Source organism: Enterococcus saccharolyticus subsp. saccharolyticus (assembly GCF_029023825.1).
Taxonomy (GTDB): Bacteria; Bacillota; Bacilli; order Lactobacillales; family Enterococcaceae; genus Enterococcus_F; species Enterococcus_F saccharolyticus.
Window position 1 is genome coordinate 71,132 of sequence record NZ_CP118957.1, and the last position, 19,027, is coordinate 90,158.

21 protein-coding genes, 1 pseudogene and 1 riboswitch are annotated in these 19,027 nt (G+C 39.1%); of the genes and pseudogenes, 19 read left to right on the forward strand and 3 right to left on the reverse strand.

Features of this window, described 5'->3' with window-relative positions; translation table 11 throughout:
* The first annotated feature begins 9 nt into the window (after positions 1-9).
* The 10 genes and pseudogenes from PYW32_RS00355 to PYW32_RS00400 form a co-directional block, all read left to right on the forward strand.
* The gene (locus tag PYW32_RS00355; RefSeq protein WP_016176104.1) at positions 10-597 is read left to right on the forward strand and encodes a pentapeptide repeat-containing protein; all 588 of its coding nucleotides are present in this window, start codon (positions 10-12) and stop codon (positions 595-597) included.
* Between the two features lie 283 nt (positions 598-880).
* On the forward strand, positions 881-1,732 hold the full coding sequence (ispE, locus tag PYW32_RS00360) for a 4-(cytidine 5'-diphospho)-2-C-methyl-D-erythritol kinase (protein ID WP_016176105.1): 852 nt from the start codon (positions 881-883) through the stop codon (positions 1,730-1,732).
* Positions 1,733-1,894: 162 nt separating this feature from the next.
* A complete protein-coding gene (locus PYW32_RS00365; RefSeq protein WP_016176106.1) occupies positions 1,895-2,824 on the forward strand; it encodes a metal ABC transporter substrate-binding protein in 930 nt (309 codons plus the stop codon).
* 12 nt (positions 2,825-2,836) lie between these two features.
* Positions 2,837-3,517: a metal ABC transporter ATP-binding protein gene (locus PYW32_RS00370; RefSeq protein ID WP_016176107.1), complete on the forward strand. Its 681-nt coding sequence runs from the start codon at positions 2,837-2,839 to the stop codon at positions 3,515-3,517.
* Entirely contained in the window at positions 3,490-4,323 is an 834-nt protein-coding gene (locus tag PYW32_RS00375) for a metal ABC transporter permease (RefSeq protein WP_016176108.1), read from the forward strand. Before PYW32_RS00370 ends, PYW32_RS00375 begins: the two co-directional genes overlap by 28 nt.
* Positions 4,324-4,476: 153 nt before the next feature.
* Positions 4,477-5,298 (forward strand): pur operon repressor, encoded by an 822-nt coding sequence (gene purR / locus PYW32_RS00380; protein ID WP_016176109.1) that lies wholly within the window; start codon positions 4,477-4,479, stop codon positions 5,296-5,298.
* 169 nt (positions 5,299-5,467) lie between these two features.
* Entirely contained in the window at positions 5,468-5,869 is a 402-nt protein-coding gene (gene ndk, locus PYW32_RS00385; RefSeq protein ID WP_016176110.1) for a nucleoside-diphosphate kinase, read from the forward strand.
* 91 nt (positions 5,870-5,960) lie between these two features.
* Positions 5,961-7,334: a bifunctional UDP-N-acetylglucosamine diphosphorylase/glucosamine-1-phosphate N-acetyltransferase GlmU gene (glmU, locus tag PYW32_RS00390; protein WP_016176111.1), complete on the forward strand. Its 1,374-nt coding sequence runs from the start codon at positions 5,961-5,963 to the stop codon at positions 7,332-7,334.
* Positions 7,335-7,448: 114 nt separating this feature from the next.
* Positions 7,449-8,429: a ribose-phosphate diphosphokinase gene (locus PYW32_RS00395; RefSeq protein ID WP_016176112.1), complete on the forward strand. Its 981-nt coding sequence runs from the start codon at positions 7,449-7,451 to the stop codon at positions 8,427-8,429.
* Positions 8,430-8,832: 403 nt separating this feature from the next.
* Positions 8,833-9,135 (forward strand): annotated as a pseudogene (locus PYW32_RS00400) (histidine phosphatase family protein); the annotation flags it as partial.
* 13 nt (positions 9,136-9,148) lie between these two features.
* Here the strand turns inward: PYW32_RS00400 and PYW32_RS00405 are convergent.
* Together PYW32_RS00405 and PYW32_RS00410 are read right to left on the reverse strand one after the other, a co-directional pair.
* Positions 9,149-10,768, reverse strand: a complete 1,620-nt coding sequence (locus PYW32_RS00405; protein WP_016176114.1) for a peptide ABC transporter substrate-binding protein — start codon at positions 10,766-10,768, stop codon at positions 9,149-9,151.
* A 10-nt stretch (positions 10,769-10,778) separates the two neighbouring features.
* Positions 10,779-11,096, reverse strand: a complete 318-nt coding sequence (locus PYW32_RS00410) for a cupin domain-containing protein (protein ID WP_016176115.1) — start codon at positions 11,094-11,096, stop codon at positions 10,779-10,781.
* 164 nt (positions 11,097-11,260) lie between these two features.
* Positions 11,261-11,362: riboswitch (TPP riboswitch) on the forward strand.
* A 66-nt stretch (positions 11,363-11,428) separates the two neighbouring features.
* Here PYW32_RS00410 and thiT point away from each other — a divergent pair.
* The 7 genes from thiT to thiD all read left to right on the forward strand — a co-directional run bounded on the left by thiT (position 11,429) and on the right by thiD (position 15,422).
* On the forward strand, positions 11,429-11,998 hold the full coding sequence (gene thiT / locus PYW32_RS00415; RefSeq protein ID WP_016176116.1) for an energy-coupled thiamine transporter ThiT: 570 nt from the start codon (positions 11,429-11,431) through the stop codon (positions 11,996-11,998).
* Positions 11,999-12,014: 16 nt separating this feature from the next.
* Positions 12,015-12,224, forward strand: a complete 210-nt coding sequence (locus PYW32_RS00420) for a thiaminase II/PqqC family protein (RefSeq protein WP_016176117.1) — start codon at positions 12,015-12,017, stop codon at positions 12,222-12,224.
* 126 nt (positions 12,225-12,350) lie between these two features.
* On the forward strand, positions 12,351-12,644 hold the full coding sequence (locus PYW32_RS00425; protein WP_248636502.1) for a thiaminase II/PqqC family protein: 294 nt from the start codon (positions 12,351-12,353) through the stop codon (positions 12,642-12,644).
* An 11-nt stretch (positions 12,645-12,655) separates the two neighbouring features.
* On the forward strand, positions 12,656-13,171 hold the full coding sequence (thiW, locus tag PYW32_RS00430) for an energy coupling factor transporter S component ThiW (protein ID WP_016176120.1): 516 nt from the start codon (positions 12,656-12,658) through the stop codon (positions 13,169-13,171).
* On the forward strand, positions 13,168-13,983 hold the full coding sequence (gene thiM / locus PYW32_RS00435; protein WP_016176121.1) for a hydroxyethylthiazole kinase: 816 nt from the start codon (positions 13,168-13,170) through the stop codon (positions 13,981-13,983). Before thiW ends, thiM begins: the two co-directional genes overlap by 4 nt.
* Entirely contained in the window at positions 13,980-14,600 is a 621-nt protein-coding gene (thiE, locus tag PYW32_RS00440) for a thiamine phosphate synthase (RefSeq protein ID WP_016176122.1), read from the forward strand. The genes thiM and thiE overlap by 4 nt, the downstream gene beginning before the upstream one ends.
* Entirely contained in the window at positions 14,601-15,422 is an 822-nt protein-coding gene (thiD, locus tag PYW32_RS00445; protein WP_016176123.1) for a bifunctional hydroxymethylpyrimidine kinase/phosphomethylpyrimidine kinase, read from the forward strand. It begins immediately after the preceding gene.
* Between the two features lie 190 nt (positions 15,423-15,612).
* Here thiD and PYW32_RS00450 read toward each other — a convergent pair whose 3' ends face one another.
* Positions 15,613-16,401, reverse strand: a complete 789-nt coding sequence (locus tag PYW32_RS00450) for a hypothetical protein (RefSeq protein ID WP_016176124.1) — start codon at positions 16,399-16,401, stop codon at positions 15,613-15,615.
* A gap of 195 nt (positions 16,402-16,596) precedes the next feature.
* Here PYW32_RS00450 and PYW32_RS00455 point away from each other — a divergent pair, with 195 nt between their 5' ends.
* Both PYW32_RS00455 and PYW32_RS00460 read left to right on the forward strand, forming a co-directional pair.
* Positions 16,597-17,310 carry a class A sortase gene (locus tag PYW32_RS00455; RefSeq protein WP_016176125.1) on the forward strand — a complete coding sequence of 238 codons (714 nt, stop codon included), beginning with the start codon at positions 16,597-16,599 and terminating at the stop codon, positions 17,308-17,310.
* Between the two features lie 20 nt (positions 17,311-17,330).
* Positions 17,331-19,004 (forward strand): patatin-like phospholipase family protein, encoded by a 1,674-nt coding sequence (locus PYW32_RS00460; protein ID WP_016176126.1) that lies wholly within the window; start codon positions 17,331-17,333, stop codon positions 19,002-19,004.
* Positions 19,005-19,027 lie beyond the last annotated feature (23 nt).

The following is a 19,027-nucleotide window of genomic DNA, read 5'->3' on the forward strand; positions in this document are numbered from 1 at the left end:
GAGAATCAGATGATTGAAAATCAAACGTTAACGATTGACCAACTAGAAGCAGGAGAGACGTACAAAAATTGTCGTTTGGCGCCATCTGGAAAAGGTAGTTCATTTTCTGACATCGTATTTGATCACTGTGAATTTGAAAAGCAACGTTTTACCCATAGTGAATGGTTAGACTGCACGTTTAACAATAGTGTATTTTCAAATCAGGATTTTTCTGACAGTGTCTTTTATCGTTGTTCATTTGACCATTGCCAGCTTCTAGGAACAAATTTCTCACGTAATCGTTGGAAAGAAACACGAGTGATTGACTCACGTGGGGATTATCTTAATTTTAGTGAATCTCTGATGGAGAAAAATGTATTTGTGCAAGTTTCTTTAAATGAAGCTTTTTTTCAACAAGTCACCATCAAGAAAAAATTAGTTTTTGATCAATGTGAAATGAATCAAGCAGATTTTTCTGAGACAAAGTTAGCGCAAGTGGATTTTTCAACGAGTGCGTTTGAGACACTCTATTTTTCACCCCAATTAATGAAAGGTGCTGTGATTTCTCCGTATCAAGCCGTACAGATGATGGCGATGATGGGTGTGAAAATTCGATAGGGCACGTGATTGTATCCGCCTATTTAACTGAGAGATATCCGAATGATAGTAGAGCTTGGCAGAAAATCCTAGTCGCAAATTCATTAGAATGAGCGTCAGTCACTCTATATAGTTCGGTTATTTTTTTGTGTGACAGATTCTTTTTAGTTAAGATTGCTTGATATAGCTAGGTTTTACCATAAGCTATGAAAAATATTTGTAGAAATAGAAGATTCTCAGTGCCTATACAAGTGAAATTTGCTATGATAGAATACAACACGACTATTTTCGAGTAGGTGGAAATATGGAAATTATAGAGAAAGCACCCGCAAAAATCAATTTGGGCTTAGATATTCTGCGTAAAAGAGAAGACGGATATCACGAACTTGAGATGGTCATGTCTAGTGTAGATTTAGCGGATCGTTTAACGTTTGAAACGCTCCCTGAAAATAAAATCATTGTGGAGACGAATAAAGCATTTTTGCCAATTGATAAACGCAACAATGTTTATCAAGCAGCGACGATTTTAAAAGAACGCTATGGTATTCAAGATGGCATAAAAATTTCTATTGATAAACATATTCCAGTAGCTGCTGGTTTGGGCGGTGGAAGTACCGACTGTGCGGCAGCATTACGTGGAATGAACCGTCTATGGCAGCTTGGTTTATCGATGGATGAGCTCGTTTCGATGGGCGTAGAAGTCGGTACCGATGTTCCTTATTGTGTCTATGGAACGACTTCGTTTATTGCTGGTAAAGGAGAAATTGTCCGACCATTGATTCCAATGCCTCAATGTTGGGTTGTTTTAGTCAAACCACGTATCAGTGTATCTACGCGTAAAATTTTCCAACAAGTCGAAATGGACCAATTGTCTCATCCGGATATGCACAAATTATCCGAAGCAATTTTAAAACAAGATTATGAGATGATGTTGGCCCATATGGGAAATAGTCTAGAAGATGTGACCATACCGAAACATCCAGTCGTGCAACAAATTAAAGATCGTATGTTAAAATATGGCGCTGATGCAGCACTGATGAGTGGTAGTGGCCCGACTGTCTTTGCTTTATGTAAGAAATATTCTCGCGCACAACGCATTGTCAATGGCTTAAAAGGCTTTTGTGACGAAGTGTATCTAGTGCGCACCTTAAAGTGATGTTAGCGAAAAAAGCGAATTCTTCTTCTATAAGAAGTCTTCGCTTTTTGTTTGCTCTCTTTTCCTTGACGAAACGGCGACTGTTTGATACATTATTCTCTGTTATCAAATCGTAAGCCTTACGATTTGTTTTATTCGAAGAAAAAGTGAGGATCGTAAAAAATGAAAAAAATCCTTTTAACAAGCGCTCTATTAATTGGTAGTGTTCTTTTAGGTGCGTGTGGTCAAAGTAAAGAAACCAATGATGAGTTAAAAATTATGACAACTTTTTATCCAATGTATGAATTTAGTAAGCAAGTTGTCGGTGATGAAGGCGATGTCGAATTATTGATTCCAGCAGGAACTGAAGCGCATGATTATGAACCAAGTGCTAAGGATATTGCGAAAATTTCCGAAGCTGATGCGTTAGTCTACAACAGTGCAGAATTAGAAACATGGGTGGATCGTCTAGGTGAAAGTATCGATACCAAACAAACAACGTTTATCGAAGCAGCTGGTCAGATTGATTTAATGGCTGGCGCCGAAGACCATGACCACGAGCATGATGAACAGGAAGAAGAGCATCATCATGCCCATGATCCACATGTATGGGTGGACCCAGTCTTAGCGATGAAAGAAGTCGAAACGATTCGGGATGTGTTAAGTGAAAAATATCCAGAAAAAAAAGCTAATTTTGAAAAAAATGCAGCGGCCTATTTAGAAGAGTTACAAACATTAGATCAAGAATTTCAAGCGGCGTTTAAAGATGCGAAAAATAAAACATTCGTGACGCAACATGCGGCATTTGCTTACCTAGCAAAACAATATGGTTTGATCCAAGAATCCATCGCGGGTATTTCACCCGATGAGGAACCAAGTCCTAGTCGTTTAGCAGAATTAAAACATTATGTAGAAGACCATCACGTCAAAGTGATTTATTTTGAAGAAAATGCATCTTCGAAAGTGGCTGAAACGTTAGCACAAGAAACAGGTGTTTCGCTAGAAGTTTTAAATCCTTTGGAAAGTTTAACGAATGAACAACTCAAAGCCGGTGAAAATTATGTCAGTGTGATGCGTGACAATTTGGACGCATTAAAAGCAAGTATTCAATAAGGAGGCGCACTTGTGCATTATATAGAAGTCAAAGATTTGACGTTTTACTACGATGATGAACCTGTTTTAGAAGGCGTGAATTATCATGTGGACGCAGGAGAATTTGTCATTTTAACAGGTGAAAATGGGGCGGCAAAATCGACCCTTGTTCGTTCGACGTTAGGGTTATTAAAACCAGCCAAAGGCGAAGTCACTGTTGCGAAAAAAAATACAGCAGGCAAACGCCTTAGTGTGGGCTATATTCCCCAACAAATTGCCTCGTTTAATGTGGGCTTTCCAAGTACCGTTTTAGAATTGGTGCGTTCCGGACGTTATCCTAAAAATCGTTGGTTCAAAAAATTAACACAACGCGACCATGACCATGTGCAAAAAGCTTTAGAAGCAGTTGGAATGTGGGAGATGCGTCACAAACGCATTGGTGAGCTATCGGGCGGACAAAAACAGCGCATTAGTTTAGCGCGTATTTTTGCTACCGATCCAGATTTGTTCATTTTAGATGAACCGACAACAGGAATGGATGAAGAGTCACGCAATAATTTTTATCGTTTGTTGCGTCATAGCGCGCATCAACATGGAAAAGCCATTTTAATGATTACTCATGACCATGAAGATATTAAAAACTATGCGGATCGTCAAATTCGTTTAGTACGAAAGGAGGATTCTCAATGGAGATGCTTTCATATGAATTCATGAGACGGGCCTTTTTAGCGGCTATTTTTATTGCAGGAATTGCGCCGATGTTGGGTGTATTTTTAGTCATTCGTCGTCAATCATTAATGGCAGACACACTGTCGCATGTTTCGTTAGCAGGGGTCGCATTGGGTTTCTTTTTAAATCTAAATCCGACGTTAACGACCATGTTCGTCGTTATTTTGGCGGCGATTGTTTTGGAATATTTACGAATGATGTACCGTAGTTACTCAGAAATTTCGATTGCTATTTTGATGTCGGGAGGATTAGCATTAGCGTTAGTCTTGATGAACTTGAGCGGGGGCAATTCTTCGACGAGTATTCAGTCGTATCTTTTTGGTTCGATTGTCACGATTACGTCAGATCAAGTCGTCTTTTTAGGGATACTGTTTGCTGTTACCGCTGTGCTATTTTTATTGTTTAAAAAGCCGATGTATGTCTTAACTTTTGACGAAGATACTGCCCATGTAGATGGGTTACCCGTTCATTGGATGTCGATGATGTTTAATGTTTTAACGGGGGTAGCGATTGCGGTGATGATTCCGATTGCGGGCGCATTATTAATTTCCGCAATTATGGTTTTACCGGCAGCGATTAGTATGCGCTTAGGTAAAAGTTTTAACATGGTGATTTTGATTAGTATTGTGATTGGGTTAGCTGGAATGATGACGGGTTTAACTAGTTCGTATTACTTATCAACCCCACCTGGAGCAACGATTACGCTAGTTTTTATTGCTGTCTTCTTACTTGTGAATCTGATTCGTCGAGTGATCATCTTATTGCAACGAAAAAAACAAGCAAAAAATTAGAAAAAAGCACGAGAAACGAAAATTTCTCGTGCTTTTTTTAATTATTCTTAATAAAGTACGAACAATTTTTCAAATAATTAAGAAAATACTCGATAAAATCTGTGAAAAGCTTTATAATAAGGAGAAAGAATTTAGGAAAAGGAGTTGAAGTTTGTGAAGGTTCGTCGTAGTGAACGATTGATTGATATGACCCACTATTTATTGGATCATCCACATGAATTGATTTCGTTGACATTTTTTGCCAAACGTTATGAGTCAGCAAAATCATCGATTAGTGAAGATTTAGCCATCATTAAAAAAACATTTAGAGAAAGAGGTACGGGTCTACTAGATACCATTCCTGGTGCAGCAGGAGGCGTAATTTTTGTACCGATGATTTCTAAAGAAGAAGCAAAAGAATATGTTGTGGCGTTGTCTGAACGTTTATCTGAACAAGATCGTCTGCTTCCAGGTGGTTATGTGTATTTATCTGATTTATTAGGAGAACCCGAATTATTACGCCAAGTCGGTCGCATTATTGCGTCGAAATATTTAGGTGAAAAAATTGATGCGGTGATGACAGTAGCCACAAAAGGTGTGCCGATTGCCCAAGCTGTTTCCTATTATCTAAATGTCCCATTTGTCATTGTACGTCGCGATTCAAAAATTACAGAAGGTTCAACTGTGAGTGTGAACTATGTATCTGGTTCGTCTGAACGTATCGAAAAAATGGAATTATCAAAACGTAGTCTAAAACGAGGATCACGTGTTTTAGTCGTTGACGATTTCATGAAAGGCGGCGGAACCATTAACGGTATGCAAGGCTTGATTGAAGAATTTGAAGCAGAACTAGTTGGGGTAACTGTTTTTGCTGAAGCGAAATTCCGTGGGGAACGTGCCGTCAAAAAATACAATTCATTGTTATTTGTTGAAGATGTAAATACACAAACCAAAACAATTTCTGTGGTACCTGGAAATTATTTTGACGAAGAGTAACTTATTGACTGGTTTCTGACTATTTTGTTGGAAGCCAGTTTTTTGCTATTTTTTAGGAATTATCTGGATGAGCCGCATACCATGAAATAGAAGTAGGGAAGGCGTTTACATCTGTCGGGACTTTTTGTAAACTAAAGCTACGATAGTGAAGGAAAGTGAGCGTGGTACGATGGAACAGACACTTGTGATTATCAAACCAGATGGAGTAGAACGCCAATTAGTTGGACAAATTATTCAACGCTTTGAAGCAGCTAATTTAAAGATGAAGGCAGTCAATATGACGCTTCTAACTACAGAGCTGCTGAAAGCACATTACCAACATTTAATCGGACAGCCTTTTTTTCCGAAATTATTGGCATATATGACAGAAGGACCAGTAGTATTATTGATTTTAGAAGGTGAGCAGGCAGTAGCACGCGTTCGGAAAATAGTAGGGGCGACAAATCCATTAACTGCAGACATGGGAACCATTCGTGGTGATTATGGAATCAATCAGACCCGCAATTTGGTGCATGCTTCGGATTCATCCGCAAATGTTCAAATTGAAATTGCACGTTTTTTTGGAAAATAAATTGGTCTACCTAGAAACGTTCCGATATAGTTGAAAAGTTCAAGTAATTGGGCTACACTTAAAAAAGCAAAAATCGAATGGAGTGAGTTACGTGGATACACGTTACGCAATTATTTTAGCTGCCGGCAAAGGCACACGTATGAAATCAAAACTATACAAAGTATTACACCCGGTTTGTGGCAAACCAATGGTGGAACACATTATTAACCGAGTAGAAGAAACCAAACCTGCAGAAATTGTGACTATCGTTGGTCATGGCGCTGATAAAGTGCAATCACAATTAGGGGAACGCAGTCAATATGCGCTACAAGCAGAACAATTAGGTACAGGTCATGCGGTGATGCAAGCTGCTGAATTTTTAAATGGGAAAAAAGGCACGACGTTAGTTATTAGTGGGGATACACCGTTGTTAACTTCTGAAACGTTGGATGAATTATTTGAATACCACCAAGGAAAAGGCGCTTCGGCAACGATTTTAACCGCCCATGCAGAAGACCCAACTGGTTATGGCCGTATTTTACGTGACCGTGTCGGGATTGTGGATCGTATTGTCGAACAAAAAGATGCGACACGTGAAGAAGCGCAAGTCAAAGAAATCAATACAGGGACGTATTGTTTTGACAATGAATTGTTATTCGATGCGTTAACTAAATTAACTACCGACAATGCGCAAGGTGAATATTATTTAACTGATATTATTGAAATTTTAAAAGACGAAGGCAAAAACGTCGCCGCGTATCAAACGCAAGACTTTAACGAATCTTTAGGGGTTAATGACCGAGTGGCATTAGCGGAAGCCAACCGCATTATGCGGGCACGTATCAACCACCAACATATGGTGAATGGCGTGACTTTTGTTGATCCAGCAGCGACATATATCGATGCAGGGGTCAAAATTGGTGCCGAAACGGTCATTGAACCAGGCGTATATTTAAAAGGTGAGACCGTGATTGGTGAAAACTGTGTGATTACGGCACAATCACAAATCGTGGACAGTATCATTGGGGACAATGTGGTGGTCAAATCATCCGTTGTGGAAGAAAGCATTGTGCATTCAGGTGCCGATGTCGGTCCGTATGCCCATTTACGTCCAAAAGCTGAAATTATGGCCGATGCGCATATTGGGAACTTTGTCGAAGTCAAAAATGCGACGGTCGGTGAAGGCACAAAAGTGGGGCACTTGACGTATGTAGGTGATGCCACATTAGGCAAAGAGATCAATGTTGGTTGTGGGGTTGTTTTTGTGAACTATGATGGCAAAAATAAACATCAAACAGTCATTGGGGATCATAGCTTCATTGGCTCAAGTGCCAATATTATTGCGCCGGTCAATGTCGCAGCGAATAGTTGTATTGCGGCAGGTTCAACGATTACCGAAGATGTCCCAGAACATGCCTTAGCGATTGCACGTGCACGCCAAGTGATTAAAGAAGATTACGCAAAAAATTTCCCTTATATGCAATAAGTCAGACGAAAGTCTTGATTTATTTGTCAAAAATGACTACTATTTACTAGGAAGATGATTCTAGTAGATTGTAGTCTTTTTACTAGTCGTAATGTATAGAAAGTGGAGGTTCTCATGTCGAATCAATATTCTGATCCAAAATTAAAGATTTTTGCGCTAAACTCTAATCGTCCGTTAGCTGAAAAAATCGCTGCTGCAGTAGGTTTAGAACTAGGTAAATGTTCGGTAAAACAATTCAGTGATGGTGAAATTCAAGTCAACATTGAAGAAAGTATCCGTGGTGCACACGTATATATCATTCAATCAACAAGTAACCCAGTAAATGATAATTTAATGGAGTTATTAATCATGATTGATGCCTTAAAACGTGCCAGTGCCAAAACAATTAACGTGGTAATGCCTTATTATGGGTATGCACGTCAAGACCGTAAAGCACGCTCTCGTGAACCAATTACAGCAAAATTAGTGGCAAATATGATCGAAAAAGCTGGTGCAAACCGTATGGTAACACTAGACTTGCATGCATCACAAATCCAAGGATTCTTTGATATTCCAGTCGATCACTTGATGGGCGCACCATTAATCGCAAATTACTTCTTAGAAAATAACATCAAAGGAGACGATGTAGTTGTCGTATCTCCAGACCATGGTGGTGTGACTCGTGCCCGTAAATTAGCTGAGTTCTTAAAAGCGCCAATTGCCATCATTGATAAACGTCGTCCACGTGCAAATGTGGCAGAAGTGATGAACATTATTGGTCATGTCGAAGGAAAAATTTGTGTCTTAATCGATGATATCATTGATACAGCAGGTACCATTACTTTAGCAGCCAATGCTTTAAAACAAGCAGGTGCGAAAAGTGTTTACGCATCTTGTACGCATCCAGTATTATCAGGACCAGCATTAGAACGCATTGAAGCATCAGCAATTGAACGCTTAGTTGTCACTGATTCAATTAACTTACCAGAAGAACGCAAAATCGCTAAAATCGATGAAATTAGTGTAGGTAATTTAATGGCAGAAGCAATCAAACGTATCCATGAGAACAAACCAGTTAGCCCATTGTTTGAATCAAAAGAGGCTTTCATTAAATAACCTTGTAGCGACTGAAACATCACTCAAAACAAGACAAAACTATCCGAGCTATTGAGATTGAGTCGTGCGAATGCGACTATAGGGACAATCTTTCAATAGTTCGGATAATTTACTGCTAAAGAGGCTTGGATGAGAGCCTCTTTTTTATTTTTACACAAATTATATATCAAATTTACAATAAAATAAAAACGTTTACAAAAAGATGTTTGATAGTGAGTTTGAAAAATGAGAGCCTTTTCATGTGGGTTTTCGCGTGTCGAAAATTCCTACACCAATTGATTAGGAATGTTATCTGAAAAGAGCATAACCTATAACTGCATCCAAGCAACATGGGACAGTTATGGGCTTTTTTTGTTGTCTTGGAAAACATTTTTAATCAGAAAAAAAGAGGAGGAAGAAAAGTATGAAGAAATTATTGGTTGCAGCAGGTGTTTTGTTCTCATTTGGTTTAGTTTTAACAGGGTGTCAAAGCGGTGGGACCAGTGCAAGTTCAACAAATGAAACAACTTCCCCATCGTCATCGGTTGCCAAAGGGGAAGTTGCTGATGAGTTAACGTTATATGTCGTTCGTCATGGAAAAACGATGTTAAATACAACTGACCATGTCCAAGGTTGGTCAGTTGCGGTATTAACGCCAGCCGGTGAAGAAGTTGTGACGGCAGCAGGTGTTGGTTTGAAAGATGTTGATTTCCAAGCAGTGTATAGTATCTCACTGCTTTCTATTTCTTATAAATATTTTTCAACGTTAATGGTGCTGCAAATGTATGGTAATTTAAGCCTTCAATTGCTTCATTTTGTAAGACAGATTGTTGGTTTTGGCTGATAATAATCATACCTGGATTATTTTCAATGACTTCTTTTTCTGCCGCAATCAAAGTTTCCCAACGTTTTTCTAAATCATTTGCGTATTTGATAGAAGCATCATCAAGTAATTGATCATAAGTTGGGTTTGAGTAGTTACGGTCGTTGCCAGAATAAAGTGTCTTTAATGTTGAAATTGGATCTTTATAGTCTGGTGTCCAATAAATTAAGAAGAGATCGTAATCACTATCACGTCCTAAGTTTAATGCTGTTTCAGTTGGTAAAGCTTTTAATTCAACGGTTAAACCAGGGAATGTTTCTTGCAAACTATATTGGATACTCTCACCCATTTTCTTATAACCACCATCATCAGTGACCATTAGTTCTAGAGTGATGTTATCTCCTAATTCGGCTTTGGCTTCTTCCCAATATTTTAAGGCTTCAGTTTTGTTATATTCCATTAAATTGCCGGCTTCTTCACGGAAATCGACACTGGTTGTTGGGTTGCTGACAAACCCTTCTGTCACTGCACCGTAAAGAGGTTTCGAACCATCTGCCATAATATTGTTTACTAAGGTTTCTTTGTCAATGCCTAAAGCGAGTGCTTTACGCAAATTAATATTTTTCAACGGTGTGTCCTTACCACCACGAATTTGATTCATACGAATGTAATTCATTGTTGCTGTTGGATACGAATGGAAGTTTTCGTTGTTCAGATTTTGTTTTGCTAATTCACCAGTTAGTGTGGCAACATCCAATTGGCCGTCATTGAATAAATTCAACGCTGTCGATGCTTCTTTGATTACATCATAATGAATCGTTTCAGCTTTGACATTGGCTTTATCCCAGTACTTGTCGTTTTTCACTAAATCCCAACTCGTTTCAGATTGTTTCCAATTTTCAACGATGAAAGGTCCGTTATACACGACACTGTCACTATCTTTCCCATAGTTATCACCAAATTCTTCCAACGCTTTTTGATTTTGTGGGAAGAACGTAGGGAATGTTAATAATGAGGTGAAGTAAGGTTTCGCTTCACTTAAATGAACTTCTAGTGTATGATCGTCAATTGCTGTTACACCCAACTCATCGACGGCTTTTTCTCCTGCTGAAATTGCTTCGGCATTTTCGACAGTATCAATTAATAAGAAACTGTAAATCAACGCATTTTTTGGATCAATCATTTTTTTCCAAGCAGCTTCAAAATCATGCGCTGTTACGGGATCATCATTACTCCAAATCGCATCGTCTCGCAAGGTAATCGTGTACGTTTTTCCATCTTCAGAAATTTCAGGCAATTCTTTCGCCACTGCGGGAATCACTTCATCATTTTCATCTAAGGCATACAACCCTTCAAAAGCTGCAGTATGTGTGATTGCATCGGGAAAATCTAACATATTTGACGTATCTAAAGTTGTTAATTCTGATGCAGACATTAAATTAATTGGTGTTGCTTCTTCTTCTTTTGGTTTCCCTGTTGAACAACCGACTAATGCTAAAGTTGCTAGGGCACCTAACCATATTCCCTTTTTATTCATTTTATTCCTCCTAGTCGCGGTCGACTAACATCCAGACAACTACTGCTGGTTCGTCGCCGTCATTGTAATTGATGTGACCTTCTCCTTTTTCAATCAATTGTGCATCGCCTGGTTTTCCAAGTAAGTCTTGTCCATCTTCTAAAATTGTATGTGCAGTTCCAGAAATGATGTACGAATATTCATCTTGGTCGTGGCGAGCAAACCCTTCTGCCGGATTTTTTTCACCAGGTTGTAACGTAATTAATCCCATAGTGACTCGATCGTTCGGTTGATTCTCTTTATCAAAAAAGATATTCATCTTTTCTGCCAGAGTCGGTTTAATAATCATAGCAACTCTCCTCTCCTTTTTGTTACACCTAATATTACTTGAAAACGTTACAAAGTCAATCTTTCAAAGGGGGAAATCGCAACAGCCAGAAAAAATATTGCATTTAGGTTTTCATTACCTAAAAACTGTGCTATGCTTTTGCTGTATTTAAAATTAAATAGAATCTAATCACAAAGGGGAGTCCATCTGGGCTGAGATTGAGTTTACTCTAAACCCTTCGTACCTGTTTCGATCATTCGAACGTAGGAATTGTGACGAGTTGAAGTGTACATTATAAATGTCATCCACTTCTCCTTTGTGAATTGTGAAGATTCTAAAGGAGGAGTTTTTTTATGCGTTCATCAACAACAAAAATTTGGGTGGAAGGAACGATTCTAGCAGCTTTAGCAATGGTGCTATCGTTTATTCCAGTCGATATTGGTTCGAGTTTTTCCATTTCACTGGGGCAAATCCCAATGGCAGTTTATGCCTTACGCCGTGGGCCCAAAGCTGGATTATTAGCAGCTTTCATTTGGGGAATGTTACATTTCCCGACAGGAAAAGTGTACTTTCTGAGTGTCATTCAAGTCTTAATTGAATATCCGCTGGCATTTACTTTTGTTGGATTAACAGGAGTCGTCGCGAAACAGTTACAACAAGCTATCGCCGAGGGAAATGCGATAGTAGCACGCAAACAAATTGTTTCCGGTGTACTGATTGGGGCGTTTGCTCGTTACTTCTGGCATTTTGTTGCTGGTTGGGTTTTCTGGGGCACCTATGCTTTATGGGGCATGAGTCCGATAGTATTCTCATTCATCATGAACGGGATTAGTGGTTTAGCAACAGCGATTGTCACAACCATCGTGTTATTAGTATTGTATCGTATGAATCCTACGATTTTTGTTCCTAAAGACACCGTTTGATAGAGGATAATATTTGATGAATTTTGTGACAATTGCACGTGAGGCAGCAACAGAGAGCTGGGTGTATAGTTTGGAACATCCTTTTATTCAAGAATTACAGCAAGGGCCATTATCTAAAGCCTGTTTTCGTTATTATTTATTGCAAAATCGCTATTATTTAGCAGCACTGCAATTGGTCTATTTAGCAATTGAGAAACAAACGGAGCAGCCCACGATAAAACAATGATGCAAGACGGTGCCAAACGTTTAATCGCAGGAGAGATTGGGATTCGAGATACTTTTTTTGATACGCTACAAATTACTGCAGAAGAAGTGCAACAAACACCGATTGCTACGGTTCCACAAGCATACGTTGCCCATAGATTCTGTTTCCGTGGCGTTTGCCAGTCTCTTACCGTGTGCGTGGTTGTATCAAGAAATTGGTTTAGCATTGCGTTCAGGATTACCGCATCCGGTGTATCAACGTTGGATTGATACTTGTATCACACCAGAAAGTATGCGTATTGTCCATGAAGAACAAGAATTATTGAACCACTTATATCAAGAAGCCTCCATGTTAGAACGTCAACAAATGGTCAATGCCTTTGTGACGAGTACCCAAATGGAAGTGGCTTTTTGGGACATGGCGTATGGTTTCGACAAATAAAGGAGTCCGTTATGGGAAATCAAAAATTACAGAAAGTAACCTATCTTGCGATGATGATTGCGTTAGATGTGGTATTATCCCCTTTGTTTCGTATTGAAGGTATGGCACCGATGTCGAGTGTCATGAATGTGTTGGCGGGTGTTTTATTAGGACCGATGTATGGAACTATCATGGCTTTGGTTTGTGGCATTATTCGAATGACCTTATTAGGCATTCCTCCATTGGCGTTAACAGGTGCTGTTTTCGGTGCCTTTTTAGCAGGTTTGGGTTATCGTCTATATCCATCAGTGATTTCTTCTATGGTAGGGGAAGTTATTGGTACTGGCATTATTGGTTCGCTAGTTTCGTATCCAGTAATGGTCTGGTTTACAGGAAGTAGTAATGAGTTTTATTGGTTAATGTATACGCCGCGGTTCATTGGTGCGGCCTGTATCGGTTCAGCAATTGCCTTTTTCATCTGGCAAAAAGCAAAAACAATTCCAGCTATTCAAAAAATTCAATCATTCTATCAAGGAGCGTCACTATGACAAATTGGCAAACAAAACTAGCAGAAGCGTTCCCTTTAAAAAAAGCGCCGTTGGTTCATTGCATTACCAATGAAATTACCAATGAATTATTGGCAAATGGTTTATTATTCGTTGGGGCAAAACCGATTATGGCAGAAGATGTTCGTGAGTTTCCAGATTTATTTAAAAGTACCGATGGCTTATTACTCAATATGGGGCGCATGTCGATTGCTCGTGAAGAGGCATTAGTAGCAGCAAGCAAATTAGCTCAGGACAAACCGGTAGTCGTGGATATTGTCGGGGCGGCAGCGACTCCTTTGCGGTTAGATTTAGCGCATCGTTTAGCGAAAAATCAACCAAGTGTGATCAAAGGCAATATTTCTGAACTCCGCGCATTTTGTGGGTTAACGTCAGGCGGACGTGGTGTAGATGGTAGTGCTTCAGATCAAGAAGATGCGGCAATCGACGAATTAATCGCAGCATTACAAAAACAAGATCCTGCGATTACTTATCTTGCAACAGGGAAAAAAGACGTTGTGGTGAAAGGGGATCAAGTTTGGTTATTGGCAAATGGCGTTCCGGAATTAGATTGTTTTACAGGAACAGGTGATTTAGTAGGCGCGTTGATTACCGCTTTTTTAGGCGCTGGTTATGAAGCTGTGGAAGCAACTCTTTTAGGTGTTAGTTATTTGAACTGTTGTGGGGAGCAAGCCAAAAAGCAGCTTTTACCGACTGTGGGCTTGGCTGATTTTCGTCATGAAACTTTAAATCAATTATCGCTATTGTCGCAAGATACGACTTGGAGTCAAGCGGTGAAAGGAGGAAAACGATGAAAGAACTCGCTTTATATTTAGTAACCCAACGTTATGGGACAACAGAAGATTTTTTGCAAACAATTGAAGAGGCCTGTCAAAGTGGTGTGACTCTAGTACAACTACGTGAAAAAAACTTATCAACACGGGACTTTTATGAATTGGCGCAGCAAGTAAAAACAATTACCGACCAGTATGCAGTGCCATTGATTATTAATGACCGTGTAGATATTTGTTTAGCAGTAGATGCAGCTGGTGTGCATATTGGTGATGATGAATTGCCAGTAGCGATTACACGCCAATTGATTGGTGAGAAGTGGTTAGGTGTGTCGGCAAAAACTGTCACACGTGCTAAAGAAGCCCAAAAAGAAGGGGCGGATTACCTAGGTGTAGGTGCTATTTTCCCAACAAAAACAAAAAATACGGCATTAACTTCGATGGAAACCCTGCAAGAAATTACCGAAGCAATTAGCATTCCTGTGGTTGCGATTGGGGGGATTACCGAGGAACGACTTGCGGCTTTTTCAGGAGTTCCGATTGCTGGTGTTGCAGTAGTTAGTGAGATTATGCGAGCAACTTCTGTTTCTGAAAAGGTAAAAAATATGCGTCAAAAAATCCAAGCATGGGAGGAGAAATAGATGGAAAACAGTACACCGCAAGTGGTAACAATTGCCGGTTCTGATTCTGGTGGAGGTGCTGGGATTCAAGCCGATTTAAAAACGTTTCAAGCACGCCATGTTTTTGGAATGAGTATTGTCATTGCCTTGACTGCACAAAATACTTTGGGCGTGCAAGCAAGTTATCCCATACCTTGTTCCTTTATTGATGCGCAATTTGCGTCATTAGCTGCTGATTTTGCCATTAAAGCGTCAAAAACGGGGATGTTAGCCGATAGCGAACATGTCGCCGCTGTGGTTAAAAATTTGCAAACATACGATTTTGGTCCATTAGTAGTAGATCCAGTGATGATTGCCAAAGGTGGACATCCTTTGTTAACAGAAGATGCCATTCAGTTAATTAAAGAAGAATTGCTGCCTTTAGCAACCATTGTGACGCCTAATTTACCAGAAGCCGAAGTTTTAGTAGGCTATGAGATTGAAACAGAAGCAGATATGCAAAGAGCAGCTCGTGATTTACAACATCTTGGTGTGCAACATGTTGTCATGAAAGGCGGACATAAAGCAGGGGATGAATCTGCGGATTATGTTTTGCTAGCCGATCAAACAGACTTTTGGTTACGTACGCCACGGATTGCAACGAAAAATACGCATGGAACGGGTGATACTTTTTCGTCTTGTATTGTTGCCGAATTAGCGAAAGGCGTTCCTGTGAAAGAAGCCATCATTACGGCGAAAAAATTTATTCAAGGTGCCATTCAAGAAGGAATTTTCGTTGGTCATGGGCATGGACCGACCAATCATTGGGCAAATTTGAGTGAAGACGTTCGGGTAGAAGAATAAGAAACACGCACATCAGACGAGAGAACAATCTGATGTGCGTGTTTCTTTATAGTAGCGAGCTGTTACCATGAAATAAGGCCTCTTTATTGACATTATGGAAATATAAAAAAGAAACAACTGACGATTTCTATTTTTAGAATCAATCGTTTGTTTCTTTTGTGTTGCGACACGCAACAGTATGGATAGATTATTAAAAATGAGTGCTTGATAATGAGGCGAAAGCTAAATGGTCTTCGTCGATATCTAATTGCCAAATATTTTTGATCAAATCATAAGATAATTGGCCGATTAAAGCATCTTCTTTAAAAGGTGGGGTAGCAACCCGAAAACGAGTGTCTTCCACAACAAAGATAGGAATTTGAAAAGCGTCTTCTGTTTTTATCGCTTGATCGAAAGAAAAAACGAGACCTTCACGCATCAATTCTCGCAATGATTTGACTAAATCGACATTTAATTTTTCAACAGGGCGTGGTTTTCGAAGGAAGCCACGTTTTTGATTGATAATTTCAAAAACAATGCGCGTTAATTTACTTGCTAAAATGCGATAGAACTCATCCAAATAACGATAATAGGTACGCGCGATATTGTCTTTTAAATCGAAGTAAACAAAGTTGTTTTGTAATTTATAAAAAAAGGGCGAATGCAGATGTGTTTTCATATGCCCAAAATAAAGTAATTCAGAAATTTCTAGCGGTGTTAATTCTTTTAACATTGCTAAATCAGTAAAATCAATCCATTTGTTTTCTTCTACGGGTCGAATTTTTTCGATTGTACGAAAATAATTTTCTACGGCTTCATTGCCACGAACAACTTTCATAGCGGTATGTGCTTCATAATCGCCTAAATCACTTGAAGGATTTAAGAGCAATAAATTCTTGGGTTGGTGAACAATCCCTTGATGAAAATCTTGTATGGTAATTCCTTGCGTTAACACAGCGTTGCTAATTGTATCAATATGTACATAAACCAATTCTTTCATGTCCAACCTCCCCCATCATGTTGTTCAGTCATAGGTACATTTTACAATAAAGATTTTAAAAAAGCTTGTTTCTTTTCCTTTAAAAATTGATTACAAAATGGAGAGTTTTACAAGAAATATTTCACGCGTTTTTCTACAACAATTGTTCTATGATATGATGAAAAGAGAAACTGAATGGAGAGAATGAGAATTAGAATGAAAAAGAAATCAAAAATAAAAAATTTGGTCATTAATTTACTGATTGTTCTATTAATTTTGTTAGGTTTGGCGTTGATTTTCAATAACAAAATAAAAAACTTTATTATAGAAAAACAAAGCGACAAATATACGATTTCACATGTTTCACGTGAAAACATTGTCGAAAATGCCAACAAAGAAGCGAGTTTTGATTTTGAGGCAGTCGAATCGGTCAGTGCAGAGAAAGTGTTACAAGCACAAATGAAACAGACAGAGTTGCCTGTTATTGCAGGCGTAGCGATTCCTAGTGTGGCAATCAATTTGCCGATTTTTAAAGGTCTAGGTAATGAAGGTTTATGGTATGGTGCTGGAACTTTTCGTCCAGACCAAGTAATGGGTGAGGGGAATTATGCGCTAGCGAGTCATCGCTTGGAAGAATCGGATTTATTATTCTCTCATTTGGATCAAGTCGCGATTGGTGATGTGGTTTATTTAACAGACCTTGAACATGTCTATACTTATAAAGTAACGGTTTCAACACGAATTGACCCGACACAGGTTGAAGTTGTTGAAGACGTTCCAGGGAAAAAAATGGTGACGTTGATTACTTGTGGGGAAGCTAGTGCAGTGACGCGTTGGATGGTTCAAGGGGAGTTGGTGCAAGTGACAGCAATGGATCAAGCGACAGAAGCGATGTTGGCTGCCTTTCAAATGGCACAAAAAACGTATTAATTTCTTAGGAGGTACCTCACATGAAAAGTGAAAAACTATTTTTGTCCGACCTCAAACAATCGCCTATTTTTTCAACAAGTCAATTAGCAGTCCCATTTTATTCGTCACATTCTGAAGCACGAGCAGCGTTTATTCAGCAAGTAAGAAAAAAGCAAGCGTGGCAATTGATGGGTTCGCACCACTTGTTTTTAGCGGTGGCATTTGATGAACAGCGAGCAACTTTGCGTAATTTATTGTATATCCCAATGGAAAATTTTTCTTGGAAGAAAAGTTTAGCATTAATTGAAACCTTTTTGCGTCAACATTTCGTCAAAGAATTTTTTATTCCCATTTCATTAGGAGAGATGATGACGCAATGGCTGATTGCCAAGGGATATGAGCAAACGGCTGCGGGCTTTAAAAAAGTATTTACGTATCATACAGCGTTGGTTTTAGGCGGTGGTGGTGCCCGAGGATCGTATCAAATTGGTGTGTGGCAAGCATTAAAAAGCTTGGGTATTTCATTTGATTTGATGACTGGTACATCGGTGGGCGCATTGAATGGCGCATTGATTTTAATGGATGACGTAGATGTTGCCCGCGACTTATGGTTAACAATTAGTACCGACAAAGTGTTGGCCTTTCCAGAGGCGTGTGCGACCAATCAAACATTGAAAGAATTAGTGCAACAAGTCGGATCGCTAGCCACGACAGCACTTAAAGAAAATGGAGCCAGTTCTAAACCATTGCAAGAATTACTCATCCAAACGTTTGATGCCGAAAAAATGCAAAAAAGGCAAGTGCCATTATTTGTTTGTACGACACGTTTTCCAGCTTTACAAGAAGTGGTTCATCATTATGATGTGACCAATGGTTTGGATGAATTGAAATGGTTAGTCGCGTCGGCGTCGTTTTATCCGGGAATGGTTCCCATGGAAATTGAGCAAGAATTCTATGTCGATGGTGGGTATCGCAATAATTTACCGATTGACGTTGCTTTAGCACATGGCGCAACGGAGTGTATTTGTGTCGATATTAAAGGCCCCGGAATTGCTAAAAAAACAACTATTCCAGAAGAAGTTGCAGTCGTCAATTACTGCTCCCCATGGTCATTAGGAAATTTATTAGTTTTTGATAGTAATCGTTCAGAAACCAACTATCGTTTAGGATATTTAGAAACGATGAAATCTTTTGACCAATTCAATGGCTATTGGTATACCTTTACTTTAGAGACGACTTGGCAAAAAGAATGGCACGCCTTTTTGCGTTATTTACAAAAGGACCAGCAGTCTTTAGCGCTACTCCAACGGACTGAGTTTTGGAAAAAAGTTGGAAAATTGTATCAACACAAAGCACCAGTGGAACAAGGTGGTTTGATTTTGTTAGAGTTAATTGGCCGATTTTTTGGTTTAGAAGCTACGCATGTCTATACGAAAGAAAGCTTTTTAACAGGTATCCAACAAGCCTTTCGTCAAGAACAGCTAGCAATTGGGACACTGTCCATTTCTGAATGGTTAGCAACTTATCGTAATCAACGTTTTGTGTTATCTGAAAAAAATCAATTGGCTCATCTCTACCAAATTATCATCGAGAAAAAGGAGCTACCGATACAAATCATTTCATTCGCACCAGTGCTTGTTGTCGCCGCGAAATTTTTAGTCTATTTATTAACAGAGACGGAATTTGTACACCCTTCCGAAAATACGTTACAATAAAAGAAATGAATCAAGAAAAGAGG